We start from the raw sequence: 26,025 nt of genomic DNA on the forward strand, positions 1-26,025 counted from the left end.
TTAATGATACGGCGACAACAGATATATACATTTGCTTTGTCGTGGGCAGAGTCTGTTGTGTATAAGAGACAGTAAGTCTTCAGAGCAACACACTAAAACCCGGTCCTGGGCCCCGCCCCGGACCGGGTTTTCGTGCTGTCTCAGCTCGCGTACGACCCGGTCAGCGCCGCACCCTCGGCGTGGTCACCGCGCTCGGTGATGCCACCGGCGACCCAGGCGTCGACGCCCCGGTCGGCCAGCGCGGTCAGGGCCACGTCCACCGATTCCTGCGGGACGACGGCCATCATGCCGACGCCCATGTTCAGCGTCTTCTCCAGCTCCAGCTGCTCGACCTGCCCCGCCTTCCCGACGAGGTCGAAGACCGCGCCCGGGGTCCACGTGGACCGGTCGACCGTCGCGTGCAGGTGGTCCGGGATCACCCGGGCCAGGTTCGCCGCGAGGCCGCCGCCGGTGATGTGCGAGAAGGCGTGCACCTCGGCCGTACGGGTGAGGGCCAGGCAGTCCAGGGAGTAGATCTTGGTCGGCTCCAGCAGCTCCTCGCCGAGGGTCCGGCCGAACTCCTCGACGTGCTGGTCGAGCGACATCCCGGCCCGGTCGAAGAGCACGTGCCGGACCAGCGAGTACCCGTTCGAGTGAAGGCCGGACGACGCCATCGCGATGACGGCGTCACCCGTACGGATGCGATCCGCTCCGAGCAGGTTGTCGTACTCGACGACACCGGTGCCGGCGCCCGCCACGTCGAAGTCGTCCGGGCCGAGGAGGCCCGGGTGCTCGGCGGTCTCGCCGCCGACCAGGGCGCAGCCGGCGAGGACGCAGCCCTCGGCGATGCCCTTGACGATGGCCGCGACCCGCTCGGGGTGGACCTTGCCCACGCAGATGTAGTCGGTCATGAAGAGCGGCTCGGCACCGCAGACGACGATGTCGTCCATGACCATCGCGACCAGGTCGTGGCCGATGGTGTCGTACACGCCCATCTGACGGGCGATGTCCACCTTCGTGCCGACGCCGTCGGTGGCGGAGGCCAGCAGCGGGCGCTCGTAGCGCTTCAGGGCGGATGCGTCGAAGAGGCCGGCGAAGCCGCCGAGGCCGCCGAGGACCTCGGGGCGCTGCGTCTTCTTCACCCACTCCTTCATCAGTTCGACGGCGCGGTCTCCCGCTTCGATGTCGACACCTGCTGTTTTGTAAGAAGCCGCTGCATCGCTGGCACCGGTGGACTTCTCTGTCATGACAGGAGAGAGCTTTCGTGTCGTTTGCTGCGTGAGATGCCGGTCCCTGGGAAAAGCCTGAAAGACAGGGACCGGCGCAGGTCGAGCCGGGAGCCCGCCCCCACTGCCGGGGGGCGGGAACGGGGGCCGCCCCGCCCCTGGCGCGGGGCTAGGGGCGGCGGAGCGCGTCGGCGGCGTCCGCGCCGCCGGCCAGCTCGGTTTCCAGGAGCTGCTTGCCCAGCAGCTGCGGGTCGGGCAGCTCCATGGGGTACTCGCCGTCGAAGCAGGCACGGCAGAGGTTCGGCTTCTGGATGGTCGTCGCCTCGATCATCGAGTCGAGCGAGATGTACGCGAGGGAGTCCGCACCCAGCGAGGTGCCGATCTCCTCGACGCTCATGCCGTTGGCGATGAGCTCCGCCCGAGTGGCGAAGTCGATGCCGAAGAAGCACGGCCACTTCACCGGCGGCGAGGAGATCCGGATGTGGACCTCGGCCGCACCGGCCTCGCGGAGCATCTTGACGAGGGCGCGCTGGGTGTTGCCGCGGACGATCGAGTCGTCGACGACCACCAGGCGCTTGCCGCGGATGACTTCCTTGAGGGGGTTGAGCTTGAGGCGGATGCCCAGCTGGCGGATCGTCTGCGAGGGCTGGATGAAGGTCCGGCCGACGTAGGCGTTCTTGACCAGGCCGGAGCCGTAGGGGATCCCGCTGGCCTCGGCGTAGCCGACGGCGGCGGGCGTGCCGGACTCCGGCGTCGCTATCACCAGGTCGGCGTCGACCGGGGCCTCCTTGGCGAGGCGCCGGCCCATCTCGACACGCGAGAGGTAGACGTTCCGGCCGGCGATGTCCGTGTCCGGGCGCGCCAGGTAGACGTACTCGAAGACACAGCCCTTGGGCTTCGCTTCTGCGAAGCGCGAGGTGCGCAGGCCGTTCTCGTCGATCGCGACGAGCTCGCCGGGCTCGACCTCGCGGACGAAGCTGGCGCCCACGATGTCGAGGGCCGCGGTCTCGCTCGCGACCACCCAGCCGCGCTCCAGGCGGCCGAGGACCAGCGGGCGGATGCCCTGCGGGTCACGGGCGGTGTACAGGGTGCCCTCGTCCATGAAGACGAGGGAGAAGGCGCCCTTGACCTGGGGGAGGACCTTGGCGGCCGACTCCTCGATGGTCAGGGGCTTGCCGTCGTCGTCCGTCTGGCCCGCCAGCAGGGCGGTGACCAGGTCGGTGTCGTTGGTGGCGGCCACCTGGGTGGCACGCCCGTCCTGACGGGGGAGGTCTGCGACCATCTCGGCGAGCTCGGCGGTGTTCACCAGGTTGCCGTTGTGGCCCAGGGCGATGGAGCCGTGGGCGGTCGCGCGGAAGGTGGGCTGAGCGTTCTCCCAGACGGAGGCTCCGGTGGTCGAGTAGCGGGCGTGACCGACCGCGATATGACCTTGGAGCGATCCGAGGGAGGTTTCGTCGAAGACCTGGGACACGAGGCCCATGTCCTTGAAGACGAGGATCTGGGAACCGTTGCTCACAGCGATGCCCGCGGACTCCTGTCCACGGTGCTGCAGTGCATACAGTCCGAAGTAGGTGAGCTTGGCGACCTCTTCACCCGGAGCCCAGACACCGAAGACGCCGCAAGCGTCCTGGGGGCCCTTTTCGCCGGGGAGCAGGTCGTGGTTGAGTCGTCCATCACCACGAGGCACACCACCGAGTGTAGGCGAGATCGACCACTGGTCCGAATTGGGGACGGCCGGGAAAAGTCACAGTGCGGACAGTCGGGTTACCCCTGCGGAGGGTGACGGGCCCGATATCCGGAATGCCGTGATTGACGGGCGCCGTGGGTTCGTACGGGCTTCCGACCCGTGCGGCTTCCCGGCGACCTGGTCGTCACCCTCGTCGAGCGCCGGCACGCGGGCCTTGTCCGTGTCGCGAGCGCCATCCGTCACTGTTCCGGCGCCTGCGCCTAACGCCGCCGCGTTTCTTTTCCTTTTCTTTTCTTTTTCCCGCTCCCGACCGAACCCGCCGTGGCGTGCCGTGCGCCGTCCCGCGCCGTCCCGCGCCGTCCGGGGCGGCCGCCTGGGGCCGCCCCGGCGCTCACTCGGCGGCGGAGGCGGCCCGGGCCGTGAGGCCCTTGCCGTCGGCCGCCGTCAGGGTCAGGGTGTGGGCCTGGATGCGCCAGGTGAGGGGGCCGCTGCCGAAGAGTTCGGTCAGGGTCCGCTCCAGGTCGCCCTCCGGGCCCGTACAGGCGATCCGGGTCGTCGTGAGCGGGCCGAAGGTGATCCGCGGGCCGTCGATCGCGGCGGTGGCGCTGAACCGGTTGCAGCCGAGGCTGCCGCTCACACCCGCGTCCGGGCCGATGGTGAACTCGGCCTTGCCGGCGGCCCGGTCCGGCACGGAAGCCGCCGTGTCGCCGCTGGTCAGCCCGGTCACCGTCCACTCGGTGACGGTGAGCGGGGCGTCCGGCACCGGCGGCTTCGAGGTCAACTCGATGGTGCCGCCGCCGGCGGCCGTCAGCACGAGCCGGTCGGCGGACTCGCGCCGCACCTCCAGCCGGCCGCGCAACACCTCGGCGAAGGCCGCCTCGAACTCCATGTGCTCACAAGCCATGGCGGTGGAGGAGCCCGGCGTGACCGTCACCGCACGGTGCGCGGACCCGGTCTCGTAGGCCACGGCGGCCGTGAATCCGTTGCAGCCGTAGTTCCCCTTGGCCTCGGCCGTGCGGGAGCCGGTGGGCTCTATCGCCAGGTGGGCGGCAGGCGGCCCGGTGAAGGTCCGACCGTCCGCGCTCACGCGCTCGACGGACCAGGACCCGGTGAAGCCGGGGCCCGGGCGGGTGCCGGCGGTGCCGGAGCCGTCGGCGCAGGCCGTGCTGGCGGCGGCGAGGACGAGTACGGCGGCCAGGGCCGCGGGGAGGTGCCGGAGTGTGGGCATGCCCCTGGGACGGGCGGCGGGCCGGTACGGTTCCGCCCGCTGCCGGTCGGGACCCGCCGGTCGGCTCGGCTCGACTCGACTCCGGTCAGCTCCGGTCAGCTCCGGTCAGCTCATCACCGGGAGCAGCGCCCCCAGGTCGGCCCGCTCCCCGCTGGCCGTGACCCGGGCGTCCGCGACCGCCGAGGCCCAGTGCTGCCGGCCCGTGGCCAGCCTGATCCAGGTCAGCGGGTCGGTCTCCACCACGTTCGGCGGGGTGCCGCGGGTGTGCCGCGGGCCCTCGACGCACTGGACCACCGCGAAGGGCGGGATGCGCACTTCGACCGAGCCACCGGGCGCCTTGAGGGCGAGGGCGTCGGCGAGCAGCCGGGTGCAGGCGGCGAGCGCCTGCCGCTCGATCGGGATGGCCAGCCCGGCGGCCCGGTTGAGGTCGTCGGTGTGCACGACGAGCTCCACGGTCCGGGTGACGAGGAAGTCGGCCAGCGTCATGTCGCCGACCCACAGGGCGAGGACCCGGCTGCCGGGGTTCGCGGCCAGTTCCTCGGCCATCCGGGCGCCCGCGTCGTCGAACAGCTCGGCCAGCGGGGCGCCGCGGAGGGTCTCCTTCGCCGCTTCGGCGATCTTCCCGGCGAGGGAGGCGGTGGCGGAGGGCCATTCCACGGCCGTCAGCTCGGGCACGGCCGCCGGTGGGCGGGCGAGCCCGGCGGCGAGCGAGTCGGCGATCCAGGCGATGTGCGCGGCCAGATCGGCCACGGTCCAGTCGCCGATCCCGCTGTCCCGGCCGAGCTGTTCGGGTGTCAGCTCCCGGACGGCGTCGGCGATGTGGGCGAACTGCGCGGTGACGGCCGTACGGATCTTCGCGGCGTCGTAGGTACGGGTACGACGGGTCCTGGGTGCCATGCGGCGAATCTGCCCGATCGGCCGCGGCCCCCGCAGCCGCTGCCACGGCGGCGGCCGGGCCGGGGGCGGAGGCGGCGGCCGGGCAGGTCGGTCAGGGTCGGGGGCCGGCGTCGAAGACCTCACCGGTCGCGGGGACGCCGGTACCGCGCCAGGTGAAGGGCAGGCCGCGGGCGGTGTCGGCGTCGGGCCCGTCCATCAGCTGGAAGTGCACGTGCGGCTCCGTGGAGTTGCCGGAGTTACCGCACTCGGCGATGAGCTGCCCGGCGGTGACCCGGTCGCCGACGCCGACCTTCAGCGAGCCGCGCTTGAGGTGGCCGTACAGGGCGTACGTGCCGTCGCCCAGTTCCAGGACGATGTGGTTGCCGATGATCCGGTCGGGCCCGGCGAGGTCCCGGACCGAGGCCTCGACCAGCAGCAGGTGGAGCACCGCCGGCCAGGAGGTGCGGCTGAGGTGGTCGCGCTGCCGGCCGGCGGCCCGGACGACCACCGCGTCGGCGACGGCGTACACCGGCGCGCCGAACGAGGGGAAGGCGCGGGCCGGCCGGACGAGCGGCCACAGCCAGGCGAAGCCGGGGTGCGGCGGGTCCTGCGGGCCGGGTTCGGCGGTGATGTCGATGGCGTAGGCCTGCGCCAGCCGGTGGGTGCCGTGGCTCGGGACCTTGTCCGCGGGACTGTTGGCCGCGGACCAGCGCCCGGCGACCGGGGGCTCGACCTCGCGGGCCGGCTCCGCGGTGCGGGGCGCCCGGGCGGCCAGCCGGCCGGCCAGGAAGGTGAGCGCGAGGGCGAGTCCGGCGGGCAGCCAGACCCAGCGGACGTCGGCGGGGAACCCCAGGCCGAGGTCGGTGGCGATGAGGGCGAGGAAGGCGACCCAGCAGCAGCGGTAGGCCAGGTGCACCGCCCGGCGCAGCCCGGCGGGGGCGGGGCGGACGGGGCGGACGGGGCGGGAGGGACCAGTGGGGCCCGCTCCAGTGGGGCCCGCTCCAGTGGGGCCCGATGCGGGGGAGCCCGATGCGGGGGAGCCCGATGCGGGGGCCGTCGGCGCGGCCGCCGCGTCCGGGGTGCCGGCGGGGGTCACGGGGTGGCCGCCGCGAAGACGACGAGCAGCGGGACGACCCGGCCGCCGGGGACCTCGTACCGTCCGCGCCCGGTGGTGTGCAGCCAGCCGGCCGCGGTGAGCTGGCGCAGGTGGTGGTAGATCTGCCCGCTGGTACCGACCCCGTCCAGCGCGGTCAGCTCGGCGGCGGTCCGCTGCCCGGCCAGGATCTCCCGCAGCAGCCGGATCCGTACGGGGCTGCCGAGCGCGGCGAGGGCGTCGGCGGTGCGCTGCCGGTCCTCGGCGGGCTCGCCGAGGAGTTCCCCGGTGGGGAAGCCCTGCTGCCACTCGTACCGCTCGCCGGTGGGGAGCCCGACGGCGCCGGTGAACAGCACGCCGCCGTCGTCGTCGCCGAGTTCCGCGATCCGCGCCTTGAAGCCCTCCAGGGCCCAGAAGTCCCCGGCCGGGTCGGCGGGTTCGGACTGCCCGGCGCCCTGTGTCTGCTGGGCTTCCCGTGCTTCGAGTGCGGCCAGTCGCCGTTCCAGTTCGGACACGCGTGCTTCGAGATCCATGCCTGCAAACTTACGTCATTACGTAATTACGTACAACAGGAGCGGAGTGCGGGTGCACCCGAAAACGCCGAACCCCCGCCCGGCAGTGCGGGGCGGGGGTTCGGTCCGACGGGTCGGACGGGTCGGACGGGGCGGACGGGGTCCGACAGGTGCGGATCAGGCCAGCAGGGCCGGGATCGTCGCCTCGTGGGCCTCACGGAGCTCGGCCAGCGGGATCGTGAACTCGCCCTGGACCTCGATCTCCTCGCCGTCCACGACACCGATGCGGGTGGCGGGCAGGCCGCGCGCGCCGCACATGTCGGTGAAGCGGAGCTCCTCGCTGCGCGGGACGGCCACCACGGCCCGGCCGGCCGACTCGGAGAACAGGAAGGTGAACGCGTCCAGGCCCTCGGGCACCACGAGCCGGGCGCCGTTGCCGCCGCGCAGGCAGGACTCGGTGAGCGCCTGGACCACGCCGCCGTCGGACAGGTCGTGCGCGGCGTCGATCATGCCGTCGCGCGAGGCGGCGATCAGGATCTCCGCGAGGAGCTTCTCGCGGCCGAGGTCCAGCTTGGGCGGCAGGCCGCCGAGGTGGTCGTGGACGACCTGCGACCAGGCCGAGCCGCCGAACTCCTCGGCGGTGTCGCCGAGCAGGTAGAGCAGCTGGCCGGCCTCCGCGAACGCCATCGGCGTACGGCGGTTGACGTCGTCGATCACACCGAGGACGGCCACGACGGGCGTCGGGTGGATCGCGGTGTCGCCGGTCTGGTTGTACAGCGAGACGTTGCCGCCGGTCACCGGGGTGCCCAGCTCCAGGCAGCCGTCCGCGAGACCACGGCAGGCCTCGGCGAACTGCCACATGACGCCCGGGTCCTCCGGCGAGCCGAAGTTCAGGCAGTCGGAGACGGCCAGCGGCTTGGCGCCGGTCGCGGCGACGTTCCGGTACGCCTCGGCCAGGGCCAGCTGCGCACCCGCGTACGGGTCGAGCTTGGCGTAGCGGCCGTTGCCGTCGGTCGCGATGGCCACGCCGAGGTTGGTCTCCTCGTCGATGCGGACCATGCCGGCGTCCTCGGGCTGCGCGAGGACGGTGTTGCCCTGCACGAAGCGGTCGTACTGGTCGGTGACCCAGGACTTCGAGGCCTGGTTCGGGGAGGAGACCAGGGCCAGGACCTGCGCGCGGAGCTCGTCGGAGCTCTGCGGGCGGGGCAGCTTGGCCGCGTCGTCCGCCTGGAGGGCGTCCTGCCACTCGGGGCGGGCGTACGGGCGCTGGTAGACCGGGCCCTCGTGGGCGACGGTGCCCGGCGGCACGTCGACGATCTGCTCGCCGTGCCAGAAGATCTCCAGGCGCTCGCCGTCGGTCACCTCACCGATGACGGTGGCGATGACGTCCCACTTCTCGCAGATCTCCATGAAGCGGTCGACGTGCTGCGGCTCGACGATCGCGCACATGCGCTCCTGCGACTCGCTCATGAGGATCTCCTCGGGCGAGAGCGTCGCGTCGCGCAGCGGCACGGTGTCCAGCTCGACGCGCATGCCGCCGGAACCGGCCGAGGCCAGCTCGGAGGTGGCGCAGGAGAGGCCGGCGCCGCCGAGGTCCTGGATGCCGGCGACCAGCTTCTCCTTGAAGATCTCCAGGGTGCACTCGATGAGGAGCTTCTCCTGGAACGGGTCGCCGACCTGGACGGCGGGGCGCTTGGTGGGCTTGGTGTCGTCGAAGGTCTCGGACGCGAGGACCGAGACGCCGCCGATGCCGTCGCCGCCCGTGCGGGCGCCGTAGAGGATGACCTTGTTGCCGGGGCCGGAGGCCTTGGCGAGGTGGATGTCCTCGTGCTTCATCACGCCGATGCAGCCGGCGTTGACCAGCGGGTTGCCCTGGTAGCAGGAGTCGAAGACGACCTCGCCGCCGATGTTGGGCAGGCCGAGGCAGTTGCCGTAGCCGCCGATGCCCGCGACCACGCCCGGCAGGACGCGCTTGGTGTCGGGGTGGTCGGCCGCACCGAAGCGGAGCGGGTCGACGACGGCGACGGGGCGGGCGCCCATGGCGAGGATGTCGCGGACGATGCCGCCGACGCCGGTCGCCGCGCCCTGGTAGGGCTCGATGTACGAGGGGTGGTTGTGCGACTCGACCTTGAAGGTGACCGCGTAGCCCTGGCCGACGTCGACGACGCCGGCGTTCTCGCCGATGCCGACGAGCATCGCGTCGTTCTTCGGGGCCTTCTCGCCGAACTGGCGCAGGTGGACCTTGCTGCTCTTGTACGAGCAGTGCTCGGACCACATCACGGAGTACATGGCGAGCTCGGCACCGGTGGGGCGGCGGCCGAGGATCTCGCGGATCCGCAGGTACTCGTCCTCCTTGAGGCCGAGTTCCTTCCAGGGCTGCGCCGAGTCCGGGGTCTCGGCGGCGTGCTTGACGGTGTCCAGAGTCATGCGGAGACCAGCTTCTTCAGGATCGAGGTGAAGAATCCGAGGCCGTCGGTGCGGCCCGTCCCGATCAGCGGCTCCACCGCGTGTTCGGGGTGCGGCATGAGGCCGACGACGTTGCCCGCGGCGTTGGTGATGCCGGCGATGTCGTTCAGCGACCCGTTGGGGTTGAAGTCCACGTAGCGGAAGGCCACGCGGCCCTCGGCCTCCAGTTCGTCCAGGGTGCGCTGGTCGGCGACGTAGCGGCCGTCCATGTTCTTGAGCGGGACGGAGATCTCCTGGCCCTGCTCGTAGTCGCCGGTCCAGGAGGTTCCGGCGTTCTCGACCCGGAGCTTCTGGTCCCGGCAGATGAAGTGCAGGTGGTTGTTGCGGAGCATCGCCCCCGGCAGCAGGTGGGCCTCGGTGAGGACCTGGAAGCCGTTGCAGATGCCCAGGACCGGCATGCCGGCCCTGGCCTGCTCGATGATGGTCTCCATCACCGGAGAGAACCGGGAGATGGCCCCGGCGCGCAGGTAGTCGCCGTACGAGAAGCCGCCCGCGAGGACGACCGCGTCGACCTGGTGCAGGTCCTTGTCGCGGTGCCACAGCGAGACCGGCTCGGCCCCCGCGAGGCGGACGGCGCGCAGCGAGTCACGGTCGTCGAGCGTTCCGGGGAACGTGACGACACCGATGCGAGCGGTCACGACTCCACCTTGACGACGAAGTCTTCGATGACGGTGTTGGCGAGGAACGTTTCGGCCATCTTGTGGATGCGGTCGAGGGCGGCCTGGTCGACCGGACCCTCCACTTCCAGCTCGAAGCGCTTCCCCTGGCGGACGTCGGCGATGCCCTCGAAGCCCAGGCGCGGCAGTGCACGCTGCACCGCCTGGCCCTGGGGGTCGAGGATCTCCGGCTTGAGCATGACGTCGACTACGACGCGTGCCACTGGCACTCCCGATGGGTGGTTGGTGCGAAGGCGGTTCCTTCAGCGTACCCGCCCGAAATTTCTACGCGGGTAGATTTCGGAAGGGGGTCCGCGCGGGCCTCTCCGGGGCATCCAGCGAGGGCCCCTTTCGGCTTCACCAACGCTTCGCAAAATCCACCGGAAAACCTCGTGCCCGGGATTGCGGCGGGACACGCGGAGGGAATTAACTGGGCTTCGCAATGCAATGGGAATCGAGGTACAAAGGAATCCTCAGCAGCGCGGCATTTGCCGGTCCGTACCCGGTACCGAAAGACGCATTGCTCCGAAACATCCACACAGGCGACATCACCGCACGTCAGCGGGCGGCGACTGTCGCGCGAAGGGACCGATATCCGTGGCGCAGCGCGTAGTGGTCACACTCTCCGACGACATCGACGGCGGAGAAGCGGCGGAAACGGTCACGTTCGGCCTGGACGGTAAGTCCTACGAGATCGACCTCAATCTGGCCAACGCCGAGAAACTGCGGGACGTCCTCGCCCCGTACATGGCCGCCGGACGCCGGCAGGCCCGCTCCGGGAAGGCCTTCAAGCACACCTCCCTCGCTCCCGACCCGGCGGTCGTCCGCGCCTGGGCCCGGTCGCACGACTTCGACGTGCCCCCGCGGGGCCGCATCCCGAAGCGCGTCTACGAGGCCTACCACCAGGCCCACTGAGGCGGCCGCCCGGCGGCTCCCGGGGCGGATTTGGCATCCACCCCCTGTCGTCCGCTAGTGTGTGGATCACGCCGAGGGGCGAGACCGCAGGTCAGAGCCTCGAAGGTCGTGCGGGTGTAGTTCAGTAGCAGAACATCCCCCTTCCAGGGGGAAGGCGCAGTGTGCGATTCCTGTCACCCGCTCGCAAAGGCTTTACCGACCACTCCGGTGGATCAGGTAGAGTGATGCACGCATCGCCCGGCGGTACCGCCGAAGCGGGCATGCGGACGTAGCTCAGTTGGTAGAGCACCACCTTGCCAAGGTGGATGTCGCGAGTTCGAGTCTCGTCGTCCGCTCAGAGTACAAAGGCCCTGATCATTGATCAGGGCCTTTGTCGTATGCGCATGGAGAACACATGCGCGCACTGACAAATGTCATCGGGGGCGATGACCACGCCCACTGGTGCGACGGAGGGCCCGCCGCGAGGCTGGAGCCATGGGGAACGGCACCCGTCACAGGGTGATCGGGGGAATCGGGGAACCGTGTCGAAACTCACCGGATGGTGGAAGAACCGCAGCACCGCGGCGAAGGTCGAGCTCTACACACGGTGGTCGCTCCACTCCTTCGTGGTCATCGAGGTCTTCTCCTTCGGACTGGCCCCGTTGGCGGCCGCCGCCCCCAGGAGGGACGTCTCGGCGCCGGCTGCGCTCACGGCACTGCTGGTCGTCCTCGCCCACGCCGTCACCACGGCGTTCCTCTCCTCCCGGGCGCTGGACTGGCTGGTGGGCCGCCGCCCCCGGCCGGTGCGGCTCGTGGTCGCGACGACGGCCGCGACGGCCGCCGCCAGCATCGCCTTGCTGGTGGCCCTCAAGACCGGCCACCTCCCCGAGGAGATGGCACCGGCGATGGTGGTCGGCATGGTCTGCTTCACCTGCGGCTCGCTCGTGCTCTGCACGAACCGGGTGCGCCAGATGTGGTCCGTCGCACCGGCCTGGGCGCTCGGCACGGGTACGGCGGCCCTGGCCGTGGGCCTCCCCGTGAGGAACGCCGTCGGATGCACGATCCTGGTGCTGCTGAGCAGCCTGTTCATGTGCCTGGCCTGCGGGTTCTCGGGCTGGCTGTTGAGGATGGTCTACGAGCTGGACCGCGCCCGGGAACTCCAGGCCCAGCTGGCCGTAGCCGAGGAGCGGTTGCGTTTCGGCCGTGACCTGCACGACGTGATGGGCCGCAACCTCGCCGTCATCGCCCTCAAGAGCGAGCTCGCGGTGCAGCTGGCACGGCGCGAGCGCCCGGAGGCCGTCACCCAGATGATCGAGGTCCAGCGCATCGCCCGCGAGTCGCAGCGCGAGGTGCGCGACGTCGTGCGCGGCTACCGGGAGGCCGACCTCGCGGTGGAGCTGGAGGGCGCACGGGGCGTGCTGGCCGCAGCCGGGATGGACTGCCGGGTCGAGGCCGAACCGGGACGGAAGCTGCGCCCCGAGGTGCAGTCGGCCCTCGGCTGGGTGGTCCGCGAAGCCACCACGAACGTCCTGCGGCACGGCGACGCACGCCGCTGCGTGATACGCCTCACGGTGCCCGAGGACGGCGAACTGACCCTGGTCGTGGAGAACGACGGGGCACCCGAGGTGCCGGCCGGGCCGCCCGGCTCCGGTATCGCCGGGCTGCGGGAGCGGCTCGCGGCGCTCGACGGCACCTTGGAGGCCGGCCCGGTGGGCGACGGCCGATTCCGGCTGCGGGCCCGGATCCCGGGCCGCCAACTGCGAGGACTGGAGGTGCGGGCGTGAGCCCCGTACGCGTACTGCTGGCCGACGACGAGCACCTGATCCGCGGAGCGCTCGCCGCCCTGCTCGCCCTGGAGGACGATCTGCTGGTCGTCGCCGAGGCGGCCTCGGGGCCGGAAGCCCTGGCGATGGCGCGGGCCCACCGGCCGGACGTGGCCGTGCTGGACCTGCAGATGCCCGGAGCGGACGGCGTGAGCGTGGCCACATCCCTGAAGGCCGAACTCCCCGACTGCAAAACCATGATCGTGACGAGCCACGGGCGGCCCGGCCATCTCAAGCGTGCCCTGGCGGCAGGGGTGCGGGCCTTCGCGCCGAAGACGGTGTCGGCGCAGCGGCTGGCCGAACTGATCCGGACCGTGCACGCCGGAGGCCGTTACGTGGACCCGGAGTTGGCGGCCGACGCGATCAGTGCGGGGGACTCGCCGCTGACCGCCCGCGAGGCCGAAGTACTGGAACTCGCCGGGGACGGGGCACCGGTGGCGGAGATCGCCGACCGGGCCGGCCTGTCGCAGGGGACCGTACGCAACTACCTGTCGTCCGCCGCTTCGAAGCTCGGCGCGGAGAACCGGCATGCCGCGGTGCGTCTCGCGCGCGAGCGCGGTTGGGTATAGTGGTTCCCGCGCCACGGCGCATGCGGACATAGCTCAGTTGGTAGAGCACCACCTTGCCAAGGTGGATGTCGCGAGTTCGAGTCTCGTTGTCCGCTCAGGAAGAGGAAGCCCCCGGTCGGTGACCGGGGGCTTCCTCGTGCTCAGGCCCAGTTCTGGCCGGTGAGCCGCTCGTACGCCTCGACGTACTTGGCGCGGGTCTGCTCGACGACCTCCTGGGGGAGGGCCGGCGGCGGGAGTTCGCCCTTCGGGTCCCAGCCGGAGGCCGGGGACGACAGCCAGTTGCGGACGAACTGCTTGTCGAAGGAGGGCTGGGCGCGGCCCGGCTCCCACAGGTCGGCCGGCCAGAAGCGGGAGGAGTCCGGGGTCAGCACCTCGTCGGCGGCGACCAGGGTGCCGTCCGCGTCGAAACCGAACTCGAACTTGGTGTCCGCCAGGATGATCCCGCGCTCGCGGGCGATGTCCCGGGCCCGGCCGTACACGGCCAGGGTGGTCTGGCGCAGCAGCGCGGCGGTCTCGGCGCCGGTGGTGCGCGCGACCTCCTCGTAGGAGACGTTCTCGTCGTGCTCGCCGACCTCGGCCTTGGCGGCCGGGGTGAAGATCGGCGCGGGCAGCTCGGATCCGTCGACGAGCCCCTCGGGCAGGGCGAGCCCGCAGACCGTGCGGGTCTGGTCGTACTCGGCGAGGCCGGAGCCGGTGAGGTAGCCGCGGGCCACGCACTCGACCGGCACCATCGTCAGGTTCTTGCAGACCAGCGTGCGGCCCGCCCAGTCCGCGGGGGCGCCCTGGGGGAGGTCCGTGCCGAGCACGTGGTTCGGGACGAGGTCGGCGAGCTGCTCGAACCACCACAGCGAGAGCTGCGTCAGGACCCTGCCCTTGTCCGGGATCTCGGTCGGCAGGACCCAGTCGAAGGCGGACATCCGGTCGCTGGCGACCATGACGAGGTTGCCGTCCTCGTCGCGGTAGAGATCGCGGACCTTGCCGGTGTGGAGGTGGACGAGGCCCGGAACCTGAACCGGCTCGGGCTTTTCGACGAATCCGGACACGGGGCCTCCCTGTGGTTCTGTACGAGCGCAGACCCATTCTCCCGCACCGGCCGGCGCGGGCCGACGACGGGTCCGGGTCGGCACCGGTCAGTCCCTCTTGCAGATCCGGTCCAGGAGGTTGGCCGTGGCCCGCTGGATCCGCTCGTCCACGTGGCCGGGGCGGTCGAGGGCCGGGGTCCAGGCGAAGGTGCCGGACGCGAAGACGAGGGCGCCGCTGGGGGCCCGGTACAGGGAGGTCTCCTGGTGGCGCTTGGCGCCGCCCCCGTCCCGGTACGGGGAGTGCGCGAGCAGGATCCGGTCCCGGTGCTCGGGCAGCTGGGTGCGGGGGAAGTACCGGTCGGCCTCGCCCGCGACCAGGCCGGGCAGCTCGTCGTTCTCGGCGGCGCCGGTGGACTCCCAGAGCCAGTGCGAGGCGTTGCGCACGACCAGCGGCGCCGGCTCGGGGACCCGCCCCGCGTACTGGATGCCCAGCAGCTGCTGCTCGGGGCGGTCGACCTCGCGCCACAGGCTGGGGCGGCCGGGGCTGCGGCGTTTGCGGCAGGTCAGGAGCCGGTCGGCGACCCCGGACGGGGAGGGGGCCAGCTCGACCTGCCAGTACAGGGTGTTGGCCGACAAGAAGACCAGCGAGGTGCCGTGGTCGCGGGCGCGCTCCGCTGCGCGGCGCATGGCGGCCGACCAGTACTCGTCGTGGCCGGGGAAGACCAGGCCGCGGTAGCGGGCGGGGTCGACGCGGCCGGCGTGCAGGTCGCGGGTGTCGGCGTAGGCGAGGTCGTAGCCGTAACGCTCGGCCCAGCGGATGAAGTCGTAGGCGTGGCCCACGTGCAGGGGCAGGCCCGTGCCCGCGTAGGGGCGGTCGAAGGAGACCGTGACGGCCGCGTCCTGGGTGCCGAGGAGCCGGCCCTCCTCGTCCCAGGCGTGGTAGAGGCTGGCGCCGGTGCGGCCGTCCTCGGGGTAGAGGTTGTACGCCTGCCAGGTGATGTCGGGCAGTAGGAGCAGCAGGTCGGCGGGGCGGTCGTCGCGCACGGTGAAGGGGATGTGAGAGCGGTATCCGTCGGCGGTGGTGAGCACGGCGACGTACGCCCCGACGTTCCAGTGCTCCGGGACCCGCAGCCGCCAGGACAGCCACCAGTGGTGGCAGGAGACCGTGCGGTCGGCGGTGAGGGGCGGCGGTTGGACGATGCCGGAGAGGCGCGGGCTGGTGGTGATGCGGGCGGCTCCGGCCCCGCCGTAGTGGCCGATGCGGTGGACGTCGACACAGAACTGCTGGGGCGGGTCCACAGTGATGTGGAAGTCGATGGTCTCGCCGGGGGCCACGGCTCCGGTGGAGGTGAACCCCTTGATCTGGCGGTGGACGTCGTCGGAGGTGCGGGGGCCGCCGCCGCGGGCCGACCGGTCGGGGGCGGCCCCGGCCGGTTCCGCGTACCAGGGCACGAGCCGGCCGGTGTCGTCGACGGACGCCTCGCCGCGGAGCCACGGCAGCGGGCCCGGCCCGAAGGGATCGTTCACCGCGTGGGCGAGTGCCCCTGACTCCCAGCGCCGGATCCGGTCCGCACCCATTCCGCTCCCCTCCCTCGCTCCCCCGAACGGCTTCTGCACACGGCGGCGCGGCACGGGTCCAGGAGGTCCGGCCGCGACCGGTCCCAGCACATCACATGACGCGCTCGTTCCGTCACCGTTCGCCACAACCGGGGCCACGGATGCTGCCGGCGGCAGGTCGGGGGCCCGGCCCGGGGCGCGGGCTGTCCGGGAGGGGTGTGGCCCGGGAGGGTGTGGCCCTGCTCAGACCAGGCGGACCGGCTTCTCGGGGCGGATGCCCAGCTCGGCCAGCCAGTCGCGCAGGGGCTCCGGATCGCCGTCCTCGACCAGGCTCAGGACGCGGGGAGCCAGGTCCGAGCGACGCTCGCCGCCCGCCAGCAGGACCGGGCCGTCCAGCCAGTCCAGTCCCGGGGCTGCGCCGACGCAGTCCACGGCCGCGCAGCACACCAGGGCGGTCACGTGGTCGGCGAGCAGGTCCCGACCGCTCCTCGGTGGCTGCAGCGGGAACAGGGGGACGGCGTCAGCGCCGCGGGCCACCACGGAACGGCGGCCTCCGGAACGTTCCTCCCGGGCCAGGTCACCGCTCAGCCGCCCGGCCAGGGCCTCACCGGCCCCGCCCTCGCCACCGGCGTCCGCCAGGTACCCGAGGACCCGGTCCAGCGTGGGCCCCGCCCCCGGTGGCACGGCCAGGGTGTCCAGCGCCTCGTGCAGCCGGGCCGCCTCCGCCCGCCACGTGCGGTCCACGACCTCCTCCGGGTACGCCGCCCAGTCCACCGGCGCCCAGTCCGGCCCGGGCTCGGCCGGGCCGCCGTGGAAGAGCCGCGCGGCGAGCAGGGAGGCCGCCTCGTCGACGGCGCCGGGCCGCTCCAGCAGGTCGCACGCGGGCCTCTCCCCGAGCCGGGAGGCGAATCCGTCGGCCATCCGGTCCCGCCGGGACAACTCGGTCAGCGCGGAGACCACCCCGGCATCGAGATGCGAGGGCCACCGGCCCATCCGCCAGGCCGGCAGCGCCACCCGGGTCAGCAACCGGTCCCACCCCGCGTACGCGAGGCCGACCTGCTCCTGGGCGGTGATCCGTACCCCGTAGTCCACCCGCTGCGCGCGGTCGGAGGCGGCCGCGGCCACCCCGCGCTCCATCTCGGCGGCGTCCTCCCGGCAGAGCCGCAGCAGCAGCCGCGCCGGGCCCCCGATCCATCCGAGGCCGGGCCGGCCGGCCACGTCCACGGCGGCGTCCAGCCCGCGCACGAAGCCGCGGGCATCCGCTATGTCGGGGTGCGCCGAGGGCCCCGTACCGGCGACGACCGGTGCGAGCACCGCCCGCAGCTCGGCGACCCGCATCCACCACAGGAACGGCGAGCCGATCACCAGCACGGGCGCCGCGCCCGGCGCGGTCCCAGGGCCGGCGGCCGCGGCGCGCCGCCGGTGGGCCGCATGCGTACGGTCCTCCAGCCAGCTGTCGCAATCCGGTGTCAGGGCTATCGCGGAGGGCGCCGGCACCTCCATGCGGTCCGCCAGGTCCCGCACGAGCCGGTACAGGTCGGGCGCCTCGGCCTCGGCCAGCGGCACGGTCGGTGTCAGGGCGGGACCGGCCCGCACCACCACCGCGGTGAAGATCCCGCCCACGAGCAGCACCAGCACGGCGACCGCGCACACGACGAGGGTCACCAGCGGCCAGGGGTCCCCGGCCAGCCATCCCGTCATCCGGGCGGAGACCAACACCACCGCGAGGGCGGCGGGCAGCAGGCCGACGGCCAACACCCTGCTGCGCACGCGCAGCACGGCCAAGGCCCGGGAGCGCGCGGACGGCGGGCTCCCTTCCCGATACGAACCGGTTCCGGACACGACCGGACCTCACCCCCTCTGCCCTGCGGCGGGTTTGCTCACTCCCCCACTGTGACACCCGCCACTGACATCGCAATGCCGGTGGGCCAAGTGCCGGAATGCTTGCGCCGCACCCTAGTTGGGGAGCGCCCGGCAGTCAGCCAGACGGTAGGACGATCACCCGATGGAATGGCTTTGGCTAAAGCTGCTGCGTTCGAACACGGCCGGATGCAGTCGCACGCGGACATGCGCACGGGCCCGGTCCGCACCTGTGTGCGTACCGGGCCCGCGTCGTGACCGCGCTGCTCCTCGGCGTCCTCAGACCGTGCCGGCCGCCTTGGCCGCGATGTCCGTGCGGTGGTGGGATCCGTCCAGGCGGATCCGCGCGACGGCCTTGTAGGCCTTGTCGCGGGCCTGCGCCAGGTCGGAGCCGGTGGCCGTCACCGACAGGACGCGGCCGCCCGCGCTGACGACCGCGTCGCCCTCGCGCCGGGTCCCGGCGTGCAGCACGTACGTGTCGGGGCCGTCCTCGGCGGCCACCTCGGCCAGGCCCTCGATCGGGTCGCCGGTGCGCGGGGTGCCCGGGTAGTTGTGGGAGGCGATGACGACCGTGACGGCCGCGTCCTCCCGCCAGGTGAGCGGGGGCTCGGACTCCAGCGTGCCCTTGGCCGCGCTCAGCAGCAGGCCCGCGAGCGGGGTCCGCAGCCGGGCCAGGACGACCTGCGTCTCGGGGTCGCCGAAGCGGGCGTTGAACTCGATGACGCGCACGCCGCGCGAGGTGATCGCGAGGCCGGCGTACAGCAGGCCGGAGAAGGGGGTTCCGCGGTGGCGGAGCTCGTCCACGGTCGGCTGCAGCACCGTCTCCAGGACCTCGTCGACGAGCTTCGGGTCGGCCCACGGCAGGGGCGAGTACGCCCCCATGCCACCGGTGTTGGGCCCCTCGTCGCCGTCGAGCGCGCGCTTGAAGTCCTGCGCGGGCTGCAGCGGGAGGACGGTGGTGCCGTCGGTGATCGCGAAGAGGGAGACCTCGGGTCCGTCGAGGTACTCCTCGATGACGACGCGGTCGCAGGCCAGGGCGTGCTCGCGGGCGACGGCCAGATCATCGGTGACCACGACGCCCTTGCCGGCGGCGAGGCCGTCGTCCTTGACGACGTAGGGCGCGCCGAACGCGTCGAGGGCCGCGTCGACCTCCTCGGCGGTGGTGCACACGTAACTGCGCGCGGTGGGGACGCCGGCCGCGGCCATCACGTCCTTCGCGAACGCCTTCGAGCCCTCCAGCTGCGCCGCTTCGGCGGAGGGGCCGAAGACCGGGATGCCGGCGGCGCGGACGGCGTCGGCGACACCGGCGACCAGCGGCGCCTCGGGGCCGATGACGACCAGCTCGGCGCCGAGCTCGGTGGCCAGGCCGGCCACGGCCGCGCCGTCGAGGGCGTCGACCGGGCGCAGCTCCGCCACCTCGGCGATGCCGGCGTTGCCGGGGGCGCAGTAGAGCGCGTTGACGTCGGGGTCGAGGGACAGAGAGCGGCACAGGGCGTGTTCGCGGGCGCCGCCGCCGATGACGAGGACCTTCACGCCATGCAGCCTAGCCCGCCGGGCGACCCGACCTTCGTGCGGCCACCCAAACGCGGGCCCCTACTCGTTCGTGTATTCCTCCACAACGGTGGCCCCGAGCTCGCGCACGATCAGCTCGTGCCCGGTGAGGGCGCTCTCGACGAGGTCGGGGTCGTCCTCCTCCGGTACGTCGTCCTCCGGCGCCACCGGCGGGGGCGCCTGGTGGACGGGGGCCTGCGGCGTGGCGGCCGGCTGCGGGGGCTGCGGCGGCCGCGGCTGCTGCGGGGCCGCCGGAGCCGGCTGCACCGGGGCCGGGGCGGGCGCGGGGGCGGGCGGCGGCGGGCTGTAGGCCGGTGCGACGGGGGCGGCGTACGCGGAGGCGGCGGCCTGCGGTGCCGGCTGGCCGCCCTGGCCCACGACGGCGTCGATCTTCCAGTTGACCTGGAACTGCTCGGCCAGGACGGCCTTGAGCACGTCCTCGCTGCCGCTGCTGGCGAAGTTGTCGCGGGCTCCGGCGTTCGGGAAGCCCAGTTGCAGGGTGGTCCCGTCGAAGCCGGTGACCTGGGCGTTCTGGCTGAGCAGGATCCAGGTGAAACGACGGCGGTTCTTGACGGCCTCCAGGATCCCGGGCCACATCGCCTGCACCTGGCCGGCGCCGGCGGCCATGCCGGGGGACGGCGCGGCCGCGCCGGGAACGGGCGCCGGGGCGGCGGCCGGAGCCGGTGCGGCGGGGCCGGGGGCCGCAGCGGCGGGCGCCGGGACCCCCTGGCCGGGCGCGGCAGCGGTGGGCCAGGCCCCGCGGACCCCGGACCCGGGCTTCGCCGCCCCGGGCCAGGCCCCGGGCTGCGCCGGGGGGGCGGCGGCGGGAGCGGACGCAGGCGCGGCAGCGGCGGCGGGCGGAGCGGTAGCCGCAGGGGCGGCTGGGGCGGGGGCGGGCACAGCAGGAGCGGGCGCGGCAGGCACCGCGGCGGGCACCGGGGCGGCGGGCGCGACCGGGGCCATGGCGTGCGCCTCGGGCCCGGGCACGTAGGCCATGGCCCCCAGGGCCGGGGCGGCGGCAGCGGCGACGGGCACCCCCGCACCGGCAGCGGCGGCGAGGGCGGCGCCCCCGCGCTCCAGCCGCTCCAGCCGGGCCTGGAAGGACCGCTCGTCGTCGAAGGCGGCGGGGAGCAGCACACGGGCGCAGATCAGCTCCAGCTGCAGCCGCGGCGAGGTCGCGCCCCGCATCTCGGTGAGCCCCGCGTTGACCAGGTCGGCGGCGCGGCTCAGCTCGGCCGCCCCGAACACCGAGGCCTGGGCCTGCATCCGCTCGACCACGTCGGCCGGAGCGTCGATGAGCCCCTTCTCCCCTGCGTCGGGCACGGCGGCCAGGATCACCAGGTCGCGCAGCCGTTCCAGCAGGTCGGCGACGAACCGGCGCGGGTCGTTGCCGCCCTCGATCACCCGGTCGACGACCTCGAACGCGGCGGCCCCGTCCCCGGCGGCGAAGGCGTCCACGACGGAGTCCAGCAGCGACCCGTCGGTGTAGCCGAGCAGGGAGGTGGCCATGGCGTACGTCACACCGTCGTCGGCCGCGCCCGCCAGCAGCTGGTCCATGACGGACATCGAGTCACGGACCGACCCGGCGCCGGCGCGCACGACGAGCGGCAGCACGCCGTCCTCGACCTTGGCCCCCTCGCGCCCGCAGACCTCGCCCAGGTAGTCCCGCAGCGTCCCGGGCGGCACGAGCCGGAAGGGGTAGTGGTGCGTCCGGGACCGGATGGTGCCGATGACCTTCTCGGGCTCGGTGGTCGCGAAGATGAACTTGAGGTGCTCCGGGGGCTCCTCGACCACCTTCAGCAGTGCGTTGAAGCCCGCCGAGGTGACCATGTGCGCCTCGTCGATGATGTAGATCTTGTACCGGCTGGAGGCCGGCCCGAAGAAGGCCTTCTCGCGCAGGTCACGGGCGTCGTCCACACCACCGTGCGAGGCGGCGTCGATCTCGATGACGTCGATCGAGCCCGGGCCGTTGCGCGCCAGGTCCCGGCAGGACTGGCACTCACCGCAGGGGGCGGGCGTGGGGCCCTGCTCGCAGTTCAGGCACCGGGCGAGGATGCGCGCGCTGGTGGTCTTGCCACAGCCGCGGGGCCCGCTGAACAGGTACGCGTGATTGACCCGGTTGTTCCGCAGGGCCTGCATCAGCGGGGCAGTGACATGCTCCTGCCCGATGACCTCGGCGAACGACTCGGGGCGATAGCGGCGGTACAGCGCAAGGGACGACACGTCTACGAGGTTATCGGGGCCCGCCGACAAAGCGGGCCTGCCCGCCCTCCCGAACCCGCCCCGGAACGCAAAGCGCCCCTCACGCACCCGCCAGAGCCCACTTACCCTTGCTGCCTTCCGGCCCTGGGGGAGTTGGGTGAGATAGCGCCACGTGAGGGGCTGCCCCCACCCTAGCGGATGGAACCCCCGGGATCGAGTTCGCTAGCACCCCTCATCGTCTTGTATTGTTCGTCGCGGAGGATTCGCCTAGAGGCCTAGGGCGCACGCTTGGAAAGCGTGTTGGGGGCAACCCCTCACGAGTTCGAATCTCGTATCCTCCGCCAGCCCAGAGGGCCGGTCCGTGAAAGCGGACCGGCCCTCTGGCGTTTCCCCGCCGGAAGGTCGCTGCCGCGCGGGAACGGACTGGTGGGCGCCGCGCCGCCGTTACTACGATCACCGGTCGTGGACTGGGTCGAGAGCACCGCGAGGCTGCGGCAGTGGACGAGGGGCGGCACGCGGGCTCCGCACAAGCCGCTGCTCTTCCTGTACGCGCTCGGCCGGTTCCAGCAGGATGCCGGCGCCGAGCTGAAGTACAGCGCCGTGGAGCAGGACCTGAAGCAGCTGCTGGCCGAGTACGGCCCGACCAACAGGACGACGCCCGCCTACCCGTTCCACCACCTGGTCAGCGACGGGGTGTGGGAAGTGCGTACCGAGCGCGGACCGGGCAGCCCCGGCAACGGGGTCCGGGAGCTGCGGGCCGCGGGAGCCGCGGGGCGGCTGGCGCCGGAGCTGCGGGCGGCACTGCGGCGGGAGCCCTCGCTGCTCGGGCGGATGGTGCGGGTCCTGCTCGACCTGAACTTCCCGCCCTCCCTCCACGGCGAACTGTGCGCGGCGGTCGGCCTGGAACCGGAGCCGCCGGACGCGCAGGGGCTCTCCGCCGCCCGGAGGCAGCGGGACCGCCGGATGCGGGAGCTCGTGCTCACGGCGTACGAGTACCAGTGCGCCTTCTGCGGTTTCGACGGCCGGATCGGGGCGGTTCCGGTCGGACTGGAGGCCGCGCACGTCCACTGGTGGGCGTTCGGCGGCCCCGACGAGGTCGACAACGGGCTGTGCCTGTGCTCGCTGCACCACAAGCTCTTCGACAAGGGGGTCCTCGGCATCGGCGACGGCCACCGCATCCTGGTCTCCCAGCGCTTCGTCGGCCGCAGCCCCGCGGCCCGCGAGCACGTCACCGCCCTCGCGGGCCGTCCGCTCATCGGCCCCCAGCCGGGCGCCCTCCCCATAGCGGCGGCCCACCGGTCCTGGCACACCAGCCAGGTCTTCCACGGCGCCCCGCGCCCGGCCGCCGCCGACGGCTGATCACCCGATCGAGCCCCCGAGCTCCCCAGCCCCGGCCCGGAACCGGGCAGGGGAGCGCGCGGGTGATCACAGGCGCACCGGCTTGCCGCCCCCGTGGACCGACCGCGGTACGGGCGTCAGGAGGCCCAGGGCAGGCGGCGGGTGCCTTCGGTGCCGGGAACGGAGACCACGCCGTCCGCGCGCATGGCGACGTACGCCTCGGCCGCCTGCGGGGCGTGGACCCGGCGGACCCGGTCCGGCGGGAGGACGAGGGTCTGGCCGGCCGCGATCCGCTCGGTGCGCCCGTCGCAGGTGACCTCCAGGGCTCCGGCGGTCACCGTCCAGACCTGTTCGCGGCTGACGGAGTGCTCGGGGCCGGTGCGGCCCGCCTCTATGGCCACGGTCCAGGTGCTGATCTCGGTGCTGCCCCGGCTGGGCGCGGCCAGGCCCGTCATACGGGCGTTCGGGGTCTCGGTGACGTTCCCGGCGGTGGGGGTGATCACGTACAAGGCGCCTCCCTCGGGCTGGATGTCGCAAGAGCGATTCTTATACTGGAGGTAAATTTACGTCCAGCGCAACCAGTGGGGCAAGGGAAATTTTGCTACGAGGGTAAGATTCTGCGCATGGGTACCGAGCTGGGGCTCCGTGAGTCCAAGAAGCAGGAGACCAGGCAGCTGATCTCCGACTGCGCCACCCGGCTCTTCATCGAGCAGGGCTTCGAGCAGACGACGATCGCCGAGATCGCCGCTGCCGCGCGCGTCGCGAAGAAGACGGTCACCAACTACTTCCCGCGCAAGGAGGACCTGGCCCTCGACCACCACGAGGTGTTCACGCAGCTCCTTGCGCGGACGGTCGCCGAGCGCCCGCCGGGCGAGGCGCCGCTCGTCGCCCTCGGCCGGGCCTTCCGGGCCACCCTGGTCGAGCACAGCCCGGTCGCCGGGTTCACCGGGCTCGCCTTCGTCCGCATGGTCCACGACAGCCCCACGCTCGGCGCGCGCCTGCGCGAGCTGCACGACCTGCGCGAGGCGGCGCTCGCCGAGGCCCTCGCCGCCGCGACACCGCAAACGGCCCCGGCCATCGCCCCCAGGATCGCCGCAGCCCTGGTCGCCGCCGCGGACCGGCTGCTGTTCCGGCGCGTCCAGGAACTCACCCTGGCCGGGCGGACCAACGACGAGATCGAGGCCGTGCTGACTCCGGAGGCGGACCACGCCTACGCCCTCCTCCTCGGGGCCCTGGGCGACTACCCGGCGACCGCTTGATCCGGACGATCCGCAGTCCCTGATCCGCGGGCGGTCCCCGGTCAGCCGACGGCCAGGGCGACCTCCGTCGCCTTGATCAGCGCGACCACCGGGGACCCGGCTGCCAGGCCGAGCGCCTCGACGGCGTCCTTGGTGACGGCCGCGGTGAGCACGCTGTCGTTGACGACCACCGTGACCGTGGCCATGGCGGCGCCAACCGAGACGCCGGCAACCGTGCCGGACAACTGGTTGCGGATGCTGATGTTGTCGACGGCTTCGTTGGCCAGGGCCACTTCGGTGGCCTTCACCAGGGCCCTGACGGCAGAGCCGGCCGCGAGGCCGATCTCCCGGGCGGCGTCGCTGGTGATGGCGGCCACGATGTCCTGGCCGCCCTCCAGCCGGACCTTCACCGTGGTCATGGCCTCGCCTGTGGTGACGTCGGTGACGGTGCCGACCAGCCGGTTGCGGATGCTCAGGCTCATGGAAGGTTTCCCCATCGTGACTCGTGACTCGTGACTCGTGACTCATGGCTCGGGACTCGTGCGGGTGGTGGCGCAGGGGTGGTGCCGTACGCCGCCGCGGCCGGGCCGGCCACGCCTGCGGGTGGCCGGCCGGCCACGCTCCTCGGGTCCGGACGGTCGGTCAGACGTCCGTCATCCCCGGCATCTCGCCCGACGTCGTCGACATGTCGATGACGGCGAACGCCGCGCCCTGCTGGTCCGTCAGCGCGGCGAACCGGCCGAACGGGCTGTCCATCGGGCCGAAGTGGAGCGCGCCGCCCAGCTTCTTCGCCTTCGCCACGGCCTCGTCGCAGTCCGGGACCGCGAAGTAGACCTGGATGTACGAGGGGATCTCGGGCGGGAACTCCTCACCCATCAGCATCCGGCCGAGCACGGGCTTGTCGGGGCCACCGGCGTTGAAGACCCGGAAGTCCATCCCGGCAGCCTCGGGGCTGTCGCCCGGTTCCATCTGCTGGGCGCCGTAGGGGAAGACGCGCGGGAGGAAGGAGTCCACCTTGTCCACGTCCCGGGTGAAGACCTCCGCCCACGCGTAGGAACCCGGCTCCCCCATCTTCTCGAAGCCCTTGTGGTCGCCGGGCTGCCAGACACCGAACACCGCGCCGCTCGGCTCCTGCGCGATCACCATGGAGCCGAAGGTGCCGACCTGCATCGGGCCCATCATCACCTCGCCGCCGGCCGCCTTGATCTTCTCGGCGGTGGCCGCCGCGTCGGGCGAGGCGAAGTACAGACACCACTGCGAGGGGGCGTCCGCGCCCGGCATCGGCGGAACGACGGCCGCGACCGCCTTGCCGTCCGAATAGGCCTGCGTGTAGTTGCCGTACTCACTGGAAGCCTCGCCGAAGGTCCACCCCAGCACCTCGCCGTAGAAGGCCTTCGCGCCCTCCACGTCCTTGAACATCGCGTCCACCCAACAGGGTGCACCTTCCGAGAACTCAGCCATGATCGATCGACTCCTGTGTCGTACGCGTTCGTGGTCGTGACCGTTTCCGGTTACTCACGCTAGGCGCGCGGTGCGCCGGCCGCGCGGGGAACACAGCCGCGCGAGAGGCTGGATCCATGGACATCACGATGCGGCTCGCCCAGCAACCGGAGGCCGACGAACTACTCGGCCGCAGTCCCCTCGCCGCACTGGTCGGCATGCTGCTGGACCAGCAGGTGCCGATGGAATGGGCGTTCTCCGGCCCGTACACCATTGCCCAGCGGATGGGGGCGGACGATCTGGATGCCCATACGATCGCAGCCCACGACCCCGAGGCGTTCGCCGCGCTGCTCTCCGAGAAGCCGGCCGTGCACCGCTACCCGGGGTCGATGGCGAAGCGGGTCCAGCAGCTGTGCGCGTACCTGGTGGAGCACTACGGCGGGGACGCGGCGGCCCTGTGGGTCGATGCGGACACCGGCGCGGAGCTGCTGAAGCGGCTCAAGGACCTGCCGGGGTTCGGGGAACAGAAGGCGCAGATCTTCCTGGCGCTGCTGGGCAAGCAGTTCGGCGTGCGCCCCGAGGGCTGGCGCGAGGCGGCCGGGGGCTACGGCGAGGCGGACGTCTACCGGTCGGCGGCCGACATCACCGGCCCGGAGTCCCTGGCCAAGGTGCGGGCGTACAAGCAGGAGATGAAGGCCGCCGCGAAGGTGAAGGCGAAGACGCAGCCCAAGCCGCAGCCGGGCAGGACGAAGGGGTGACACCGCCCGCCGGGGAGGGATTCGACCCGGAAATTGACCGGGGAATGCAT

Annotated in this window: 23 protein-coding genes, 4 tRNA genes and 1 other RNA gene; 10 read left to right on the forward strand and 18 right to left on the reverse strand. The window is 72.5% G+C overall.

Annotation, left to right across the window (positions count from 1 at the left end; all coding sequences use genetic code 11):
- Window positions 1-140 precede the first annotated feature (140 nt).
- The 9 genes from purM to purS form a co-directional block, all read right to left on the reverse strand.
- Complete coding sequence (purM, locus tag ACFVGY_RS24405; protein WP_385680719.1) at window positions 141-1,226, reverse strand: phosphoribosylformylglycinamidine cyclo-ligase; 1,086 nt, start codon at window positions 1,224-1,226, stop codon at window positions 141-143.
- A 148-nt stretch (window positions 1,227-1,374) separates the two neighbouring features.
- Window positions 1,375-2,892, reverse strand: a complete 1,518-nt coding sequence (gene purF / locus ACFVGY_RS24410) for an amidophosphoribosyltransferase (RefSeq protein WP_385680720.1) — start codon at window positions 2,890-2,892, stop codon at window positions 1,375-1,377.
- Between the two features lie 391 nt (window positions 2,893-3,283).
- On the reverse strand, window positions 3,284-4,120 hold the full coding sequence (locus ACFVGY_RS24415) for an META domain-containing protein (protein ID WP_385680722.1): 837 nt from the start codon (window positions 4,118-4,120) through the stop codon (window positions 3,284-3,286).
- 105 nt (window positions 4,121-4,225) lie between these two features.
- A complete protein-coding gene (locus tag ACFVGY_RS24420) occupies window positions 4,226-5,017 on the reverse strand; it encodes a sterol carrier family protein (RefSeq protein ID WP_385680724.1) in 792 nt (263 codons plus the stop codon).
- Window positions 5,018-5,108: 91 nt separating this feature from the next.
- On the reverse strand, window positions 5,109-5,912 hold the full coding sequence (locus ACFVGY_RS24425) for a M23 family metallopeptidase (RefSeq protein WP_385680726.1): 804 nt from the start codon (window positions 5,910-5,912) through the stop codon (window positions 5,109-5,111).
- A 176-nt stretch (window positions 5,913-6,088) separates the two neighbouring features.
- Window positions 6,089-6,622: an ArsR/SmtB family transcription factor gene (locus tag ACFVGY_RS24430; RefSeq protein ID WP_385680728.1), complete on the reverse strand. Its 534-nt coding sequence runs from the start codon at window positions 6,620-6,622 to the stop codon at window positions 6,089-6,091.
- 156 nt (window positions 6,623-6,778) lie between these two features.
- The gene (gene purL / locus ACFVGY_RS24435) at window positions 6,779-9,028 is read right to left on the reverse strand and encodes a phosphoribosylformylglycinamidine synthase subunit PurL (RefSeq protein ID WP_385680730.1); all 2,250 of its coding nucleotides are present in this window, start codon (window positions 9,026-9,028) and stop codon (window positions 6,779-6,781) included.
- Window positions 9,025-9,705: a phosphoribosylformylglycinamidine synthase subunit PurQ gene (purQ, locus tag ACFVGY_RS24440; protein WP_385680732.1), complete on the reverse strand. Its 681-nt coding sequence runs from the start codon at window positions 9,703-9,705 to the stop codon at window positions 9,025-9,027. Before purQ ends, purL begins: the two co-directional genes overlap by 4 nt.
- Window positions 9,702-9,947, reverse strand: coding sequence for a phosphoribosylformylglycinamidine synthase subunit PurS (gene purS / locus ACFVGY_RS24445; protein ID WP_179174904.1), 246 nt, complete (start codon window positions 9,945-9,947; stop codon window positions 9,702-9,704). The genes purQ and purS overlap by 4 nt, the downstream gene beginning before the upstream one ends.
- Before the next feature lie 373 nt (window positions 9,948-10,320).
- Here purS and ACFVGY_RS24450 point away from each other — a divergent pair, with 373 nt between their 5' ends.
- The 6 genes from ACFVGY_RS24450 (at window position 10,321) to ACFVGY_RS24475 (ending at window position 13,104) form a co-directional block, all read left to right on the forward strand.
- Window positions 10,321-10,638 carry an Lsr2 family protein gene (locus tag ACFVGY_RS24450; protein WP_385680734.1) on the forward strand — a complete coding sequence of 106 codons (318 nt, stop codon included), beginning with the start codon at window positions 10,321-10,323 and terminating at the stop codon, window positions 10,636-10,638.
- A 110-nt stretch (window positions 10,639-10,748) separates the two neighbouring features.
- Window positions 10,749-10,820, forward strand: a tRNA-Gly gene (locus ACFVGY_RS24455).
- A gap of 80 nt (window positions 10,821-10,900) precedes the next feature.
- Window positions 10,901-10,973, forward strand: a tRNA-Gly gene (locus tag ACFVGY_RS24460).
- A gap of 186 nt (window positions 10,974-11,159) precedes the next feature.
- Window positions 11,160-12,401 (forward strand): sensor histidine kinase, encoded by a 1,242-nt coding sequence (locus ACFVGY_RS24465; RefSeq protein ID WP_385680736.1) that lies wholly within the window; start codon window positions 11,160-11,162, stop codon window positions 12,399-12,401.
- Entirely contained in the window at window positions 12,398-13,009 is a 612-nt protein-coding gene (locus ACFVGY_RS24470) for a response regulator transcription factor (RefSeq protein WP_360620994.1), read from the forward strand. Before ACFVGY_RS24465 ends, ACFVGY_RS24470 begins: the two co-directional genes overlap by 4 nt.
- A gap of 22 nt (window positions 13,010-13,031) precedes the next feature.
- Window positions 13,032-13,104, forward strand: a tRNA-Gly gene (locus tag ACFVGY_RS24475).
- A 45-nt stretch (window positions 13,105-13,149) separates the two neighbouring features.
- On the opposite strand, the gene ACFVGY_RS24480 is transcribed toward ACFVGY_RS24475, so the two are convergent.
- From ACFVGY_RS24480 to ffs, 6 genes are all read right to left on the reverse strand, one after another.
- On the reverse strand, window positions 13,150-14,052 hold the full coding sequence (locus tag ACFVGY_RS24480; protein WP_385680739.1) for a phosphoribosylaminoimidazolesuccinocarboxamide synthase: 903 nt from the start codon (window positions 14,050-14,052) through the stop codon (window positions 13,150-13,152).
- An 87-nt stretch (window positions 14,053-14,139) separates the two neighbouring features.
- Window positions 14,140-15,609, reverse strand: coding sequence for a N,N-dimethylformamidase beta subunit family domain-containing protein (locus ACFVGY_RS24485; protein WP_385680741.1), 1,470 nt, complete (start codon window positions 15,607-15,609; stop codon window positions 14,140-14,142).
- 222 nt (window positions 15,610-15,831) lie between these two features.
- Window positions 15,832-17,430: a hypothetical protein gene (locus ACFVGY_RS24490; RefSeq protein WP_385680743.1), complete on the reverse strand. Its 1,599-nt coding sequence runs from the start codon at window positions 17,428-17,430 to the stop codon at window positions 15,832-15,834.
- Between the two features lie 297 nt (window positions 17,431-17,727).
- Window positions 17,728-18,981 (reverse strand): phosphoribosylamine--glycine ligase, encoded by a 1,254-nt coding sequence (purD, locus tag ACFVGY_RS24495; protein ID WP_385680745.1) that lies wholly within the window; start codon window positions 18,979-18,981, stop codon window positions 17,728-17,730.
- A 60-nt stretch (window positions 18,982-19,041) separates the two neighbouring features.
- A complete protein-coding gene (locus ACFVGY_RS24500; protein ID WP_385680747.1) occupies window positions 19,042-21,222 on the reverse strand; it encodes a DNA polymerase III subunit gamma and tau in 2,181 nt (726 codons plus the stop codon).
- Between the two features lie 65 nt (window positions 21,223-21,287).
- An RNA gene (gene ffs, locus ACFVGY_RS24505) (signal recognition particle sRNA small type) lies at window positions 21,288-21,386 on the reverse strand.
- Between the two features lie 71 nt (window positions 21,387-21,457).
- On the opposite strand from ffs, the gene ACFVGY_RS24510 reads away from it, so the two are divergent.
- Window positions 21,458-21,545: transfer RNA gene (locus ACFVGY_RS24510), tRNA-Ser, on the forward strand.
- A gap of 118 nt (window positions 21,546-21,663) precedes the next feature.
- Window positions 21,664-22,560 carry a phosphorothioated DNA-binding restriction endonuclease gene (locus tag ACFVGY_RS24515; RefSeq protein WP_385680749.1) on the forward strand — a complete coding sequence of 299 codons (897 nt, stop codon included), beginning with the start codon at window positions 21,664-21,666 and terminating at the stop codon, window positions 22,558-22,560.
- A 116-nt stretch (window positions 22,561-22,676) separates the two neighbouring features.
- On the opposite strand, the gene ACFVGY_RS24520 is transcribed toward ACFVGY_RS24515, so the two are convergent.
- A complete protein-coding gene (locus ACFVGY_RS24520) occupies window positions 22,677-23,042 on the reverse strand; it encodes a cupin domain-containing protein (protein ID WP_385680751.1) in 366 nt (121 codons plus the stop codon).
- A 120-nt stretch (window positions 23,043-23,162) separates the two neighbouring features.
- Here ACFVGY_RS24520 and ACFVGY_RS24525 point away from each other — a divergent pair, with 120 nt between their 5' ends.
- A complete protein-coding gene (locus ACFVGY_RS24525; RefSeq protein ID WP_385680753.1) occupies window positions 23,163-23,798 on the forward strand; it encodes a TetR/AcrR family transcriptional regulator in 636 nt (211 codons plus the stop codon).
- A gap of 41 nt (window positions 23,799-23,839) precedes the next feature.
- Here ACFVGY_RS24525 and ACFVGY_RS24530 read toward each other — a convergent pair whose 3' ends face one another.
- Together ACFVGY_RS24530 and ACFVGY_RS24535 are read right to left on the reverse strand one after the other, a co-directional pair.
- Window positions 23,840-24,259: a molybdopterin-binding protein gene (locus ACFVGY_RS24530; protein WP_385680755.1), complete on the reverse strand. Its 420-nt coding sequence runs from the start codon at window positions 24,257-24,259 to the stop codon at window positions 23,840-23,842.
- Between the two features lie 160 nt (window positions 24,260-24,419).
- Window positions 24,420-25,238, reverse strand: a complete 819-nt coding sequence (locus ACFVGY_RS24535) for a VOC family protein (protein WP_385680757.1) — start codon at window positions 25,236-25,238, stop codon at window positions 24,420-24,422.
- A gap of 116 nt (window positions 25,239-25,354) precedes the next feature.
- Between ACFVGY_RS24535 and ACFVGY_RS24540 the strand changes: the two genes are divergently transcribed.
- Window positions 25,355-25,975 carry an HhH-GPD-type base excision DNA repair protein gene (locus ACFVGY_RS24540; RefSeq protein WP_385680759.1) on the forward strand — a complete coding sequence of 207 codons (621 nt, stop codon included), beginning with the start codon at window positions 25,355-25,357 and terminating at the stop codon, window positions 25,973-25,975.
- The last annotated feature ends 50 nt before the right edge of the window (window positions 25,976-26,025 follow it).

Origin of the sequence: Streptomyces sp. NPDC127106 (assembly GCF_042677605.1) — a bacterium.
Taxonomy (GTDB): domain Bacteria; phylum Actinomycetota; class Actinomycetes; order Streptomycetales; family Streptomycetaceae; genus Streptomyces.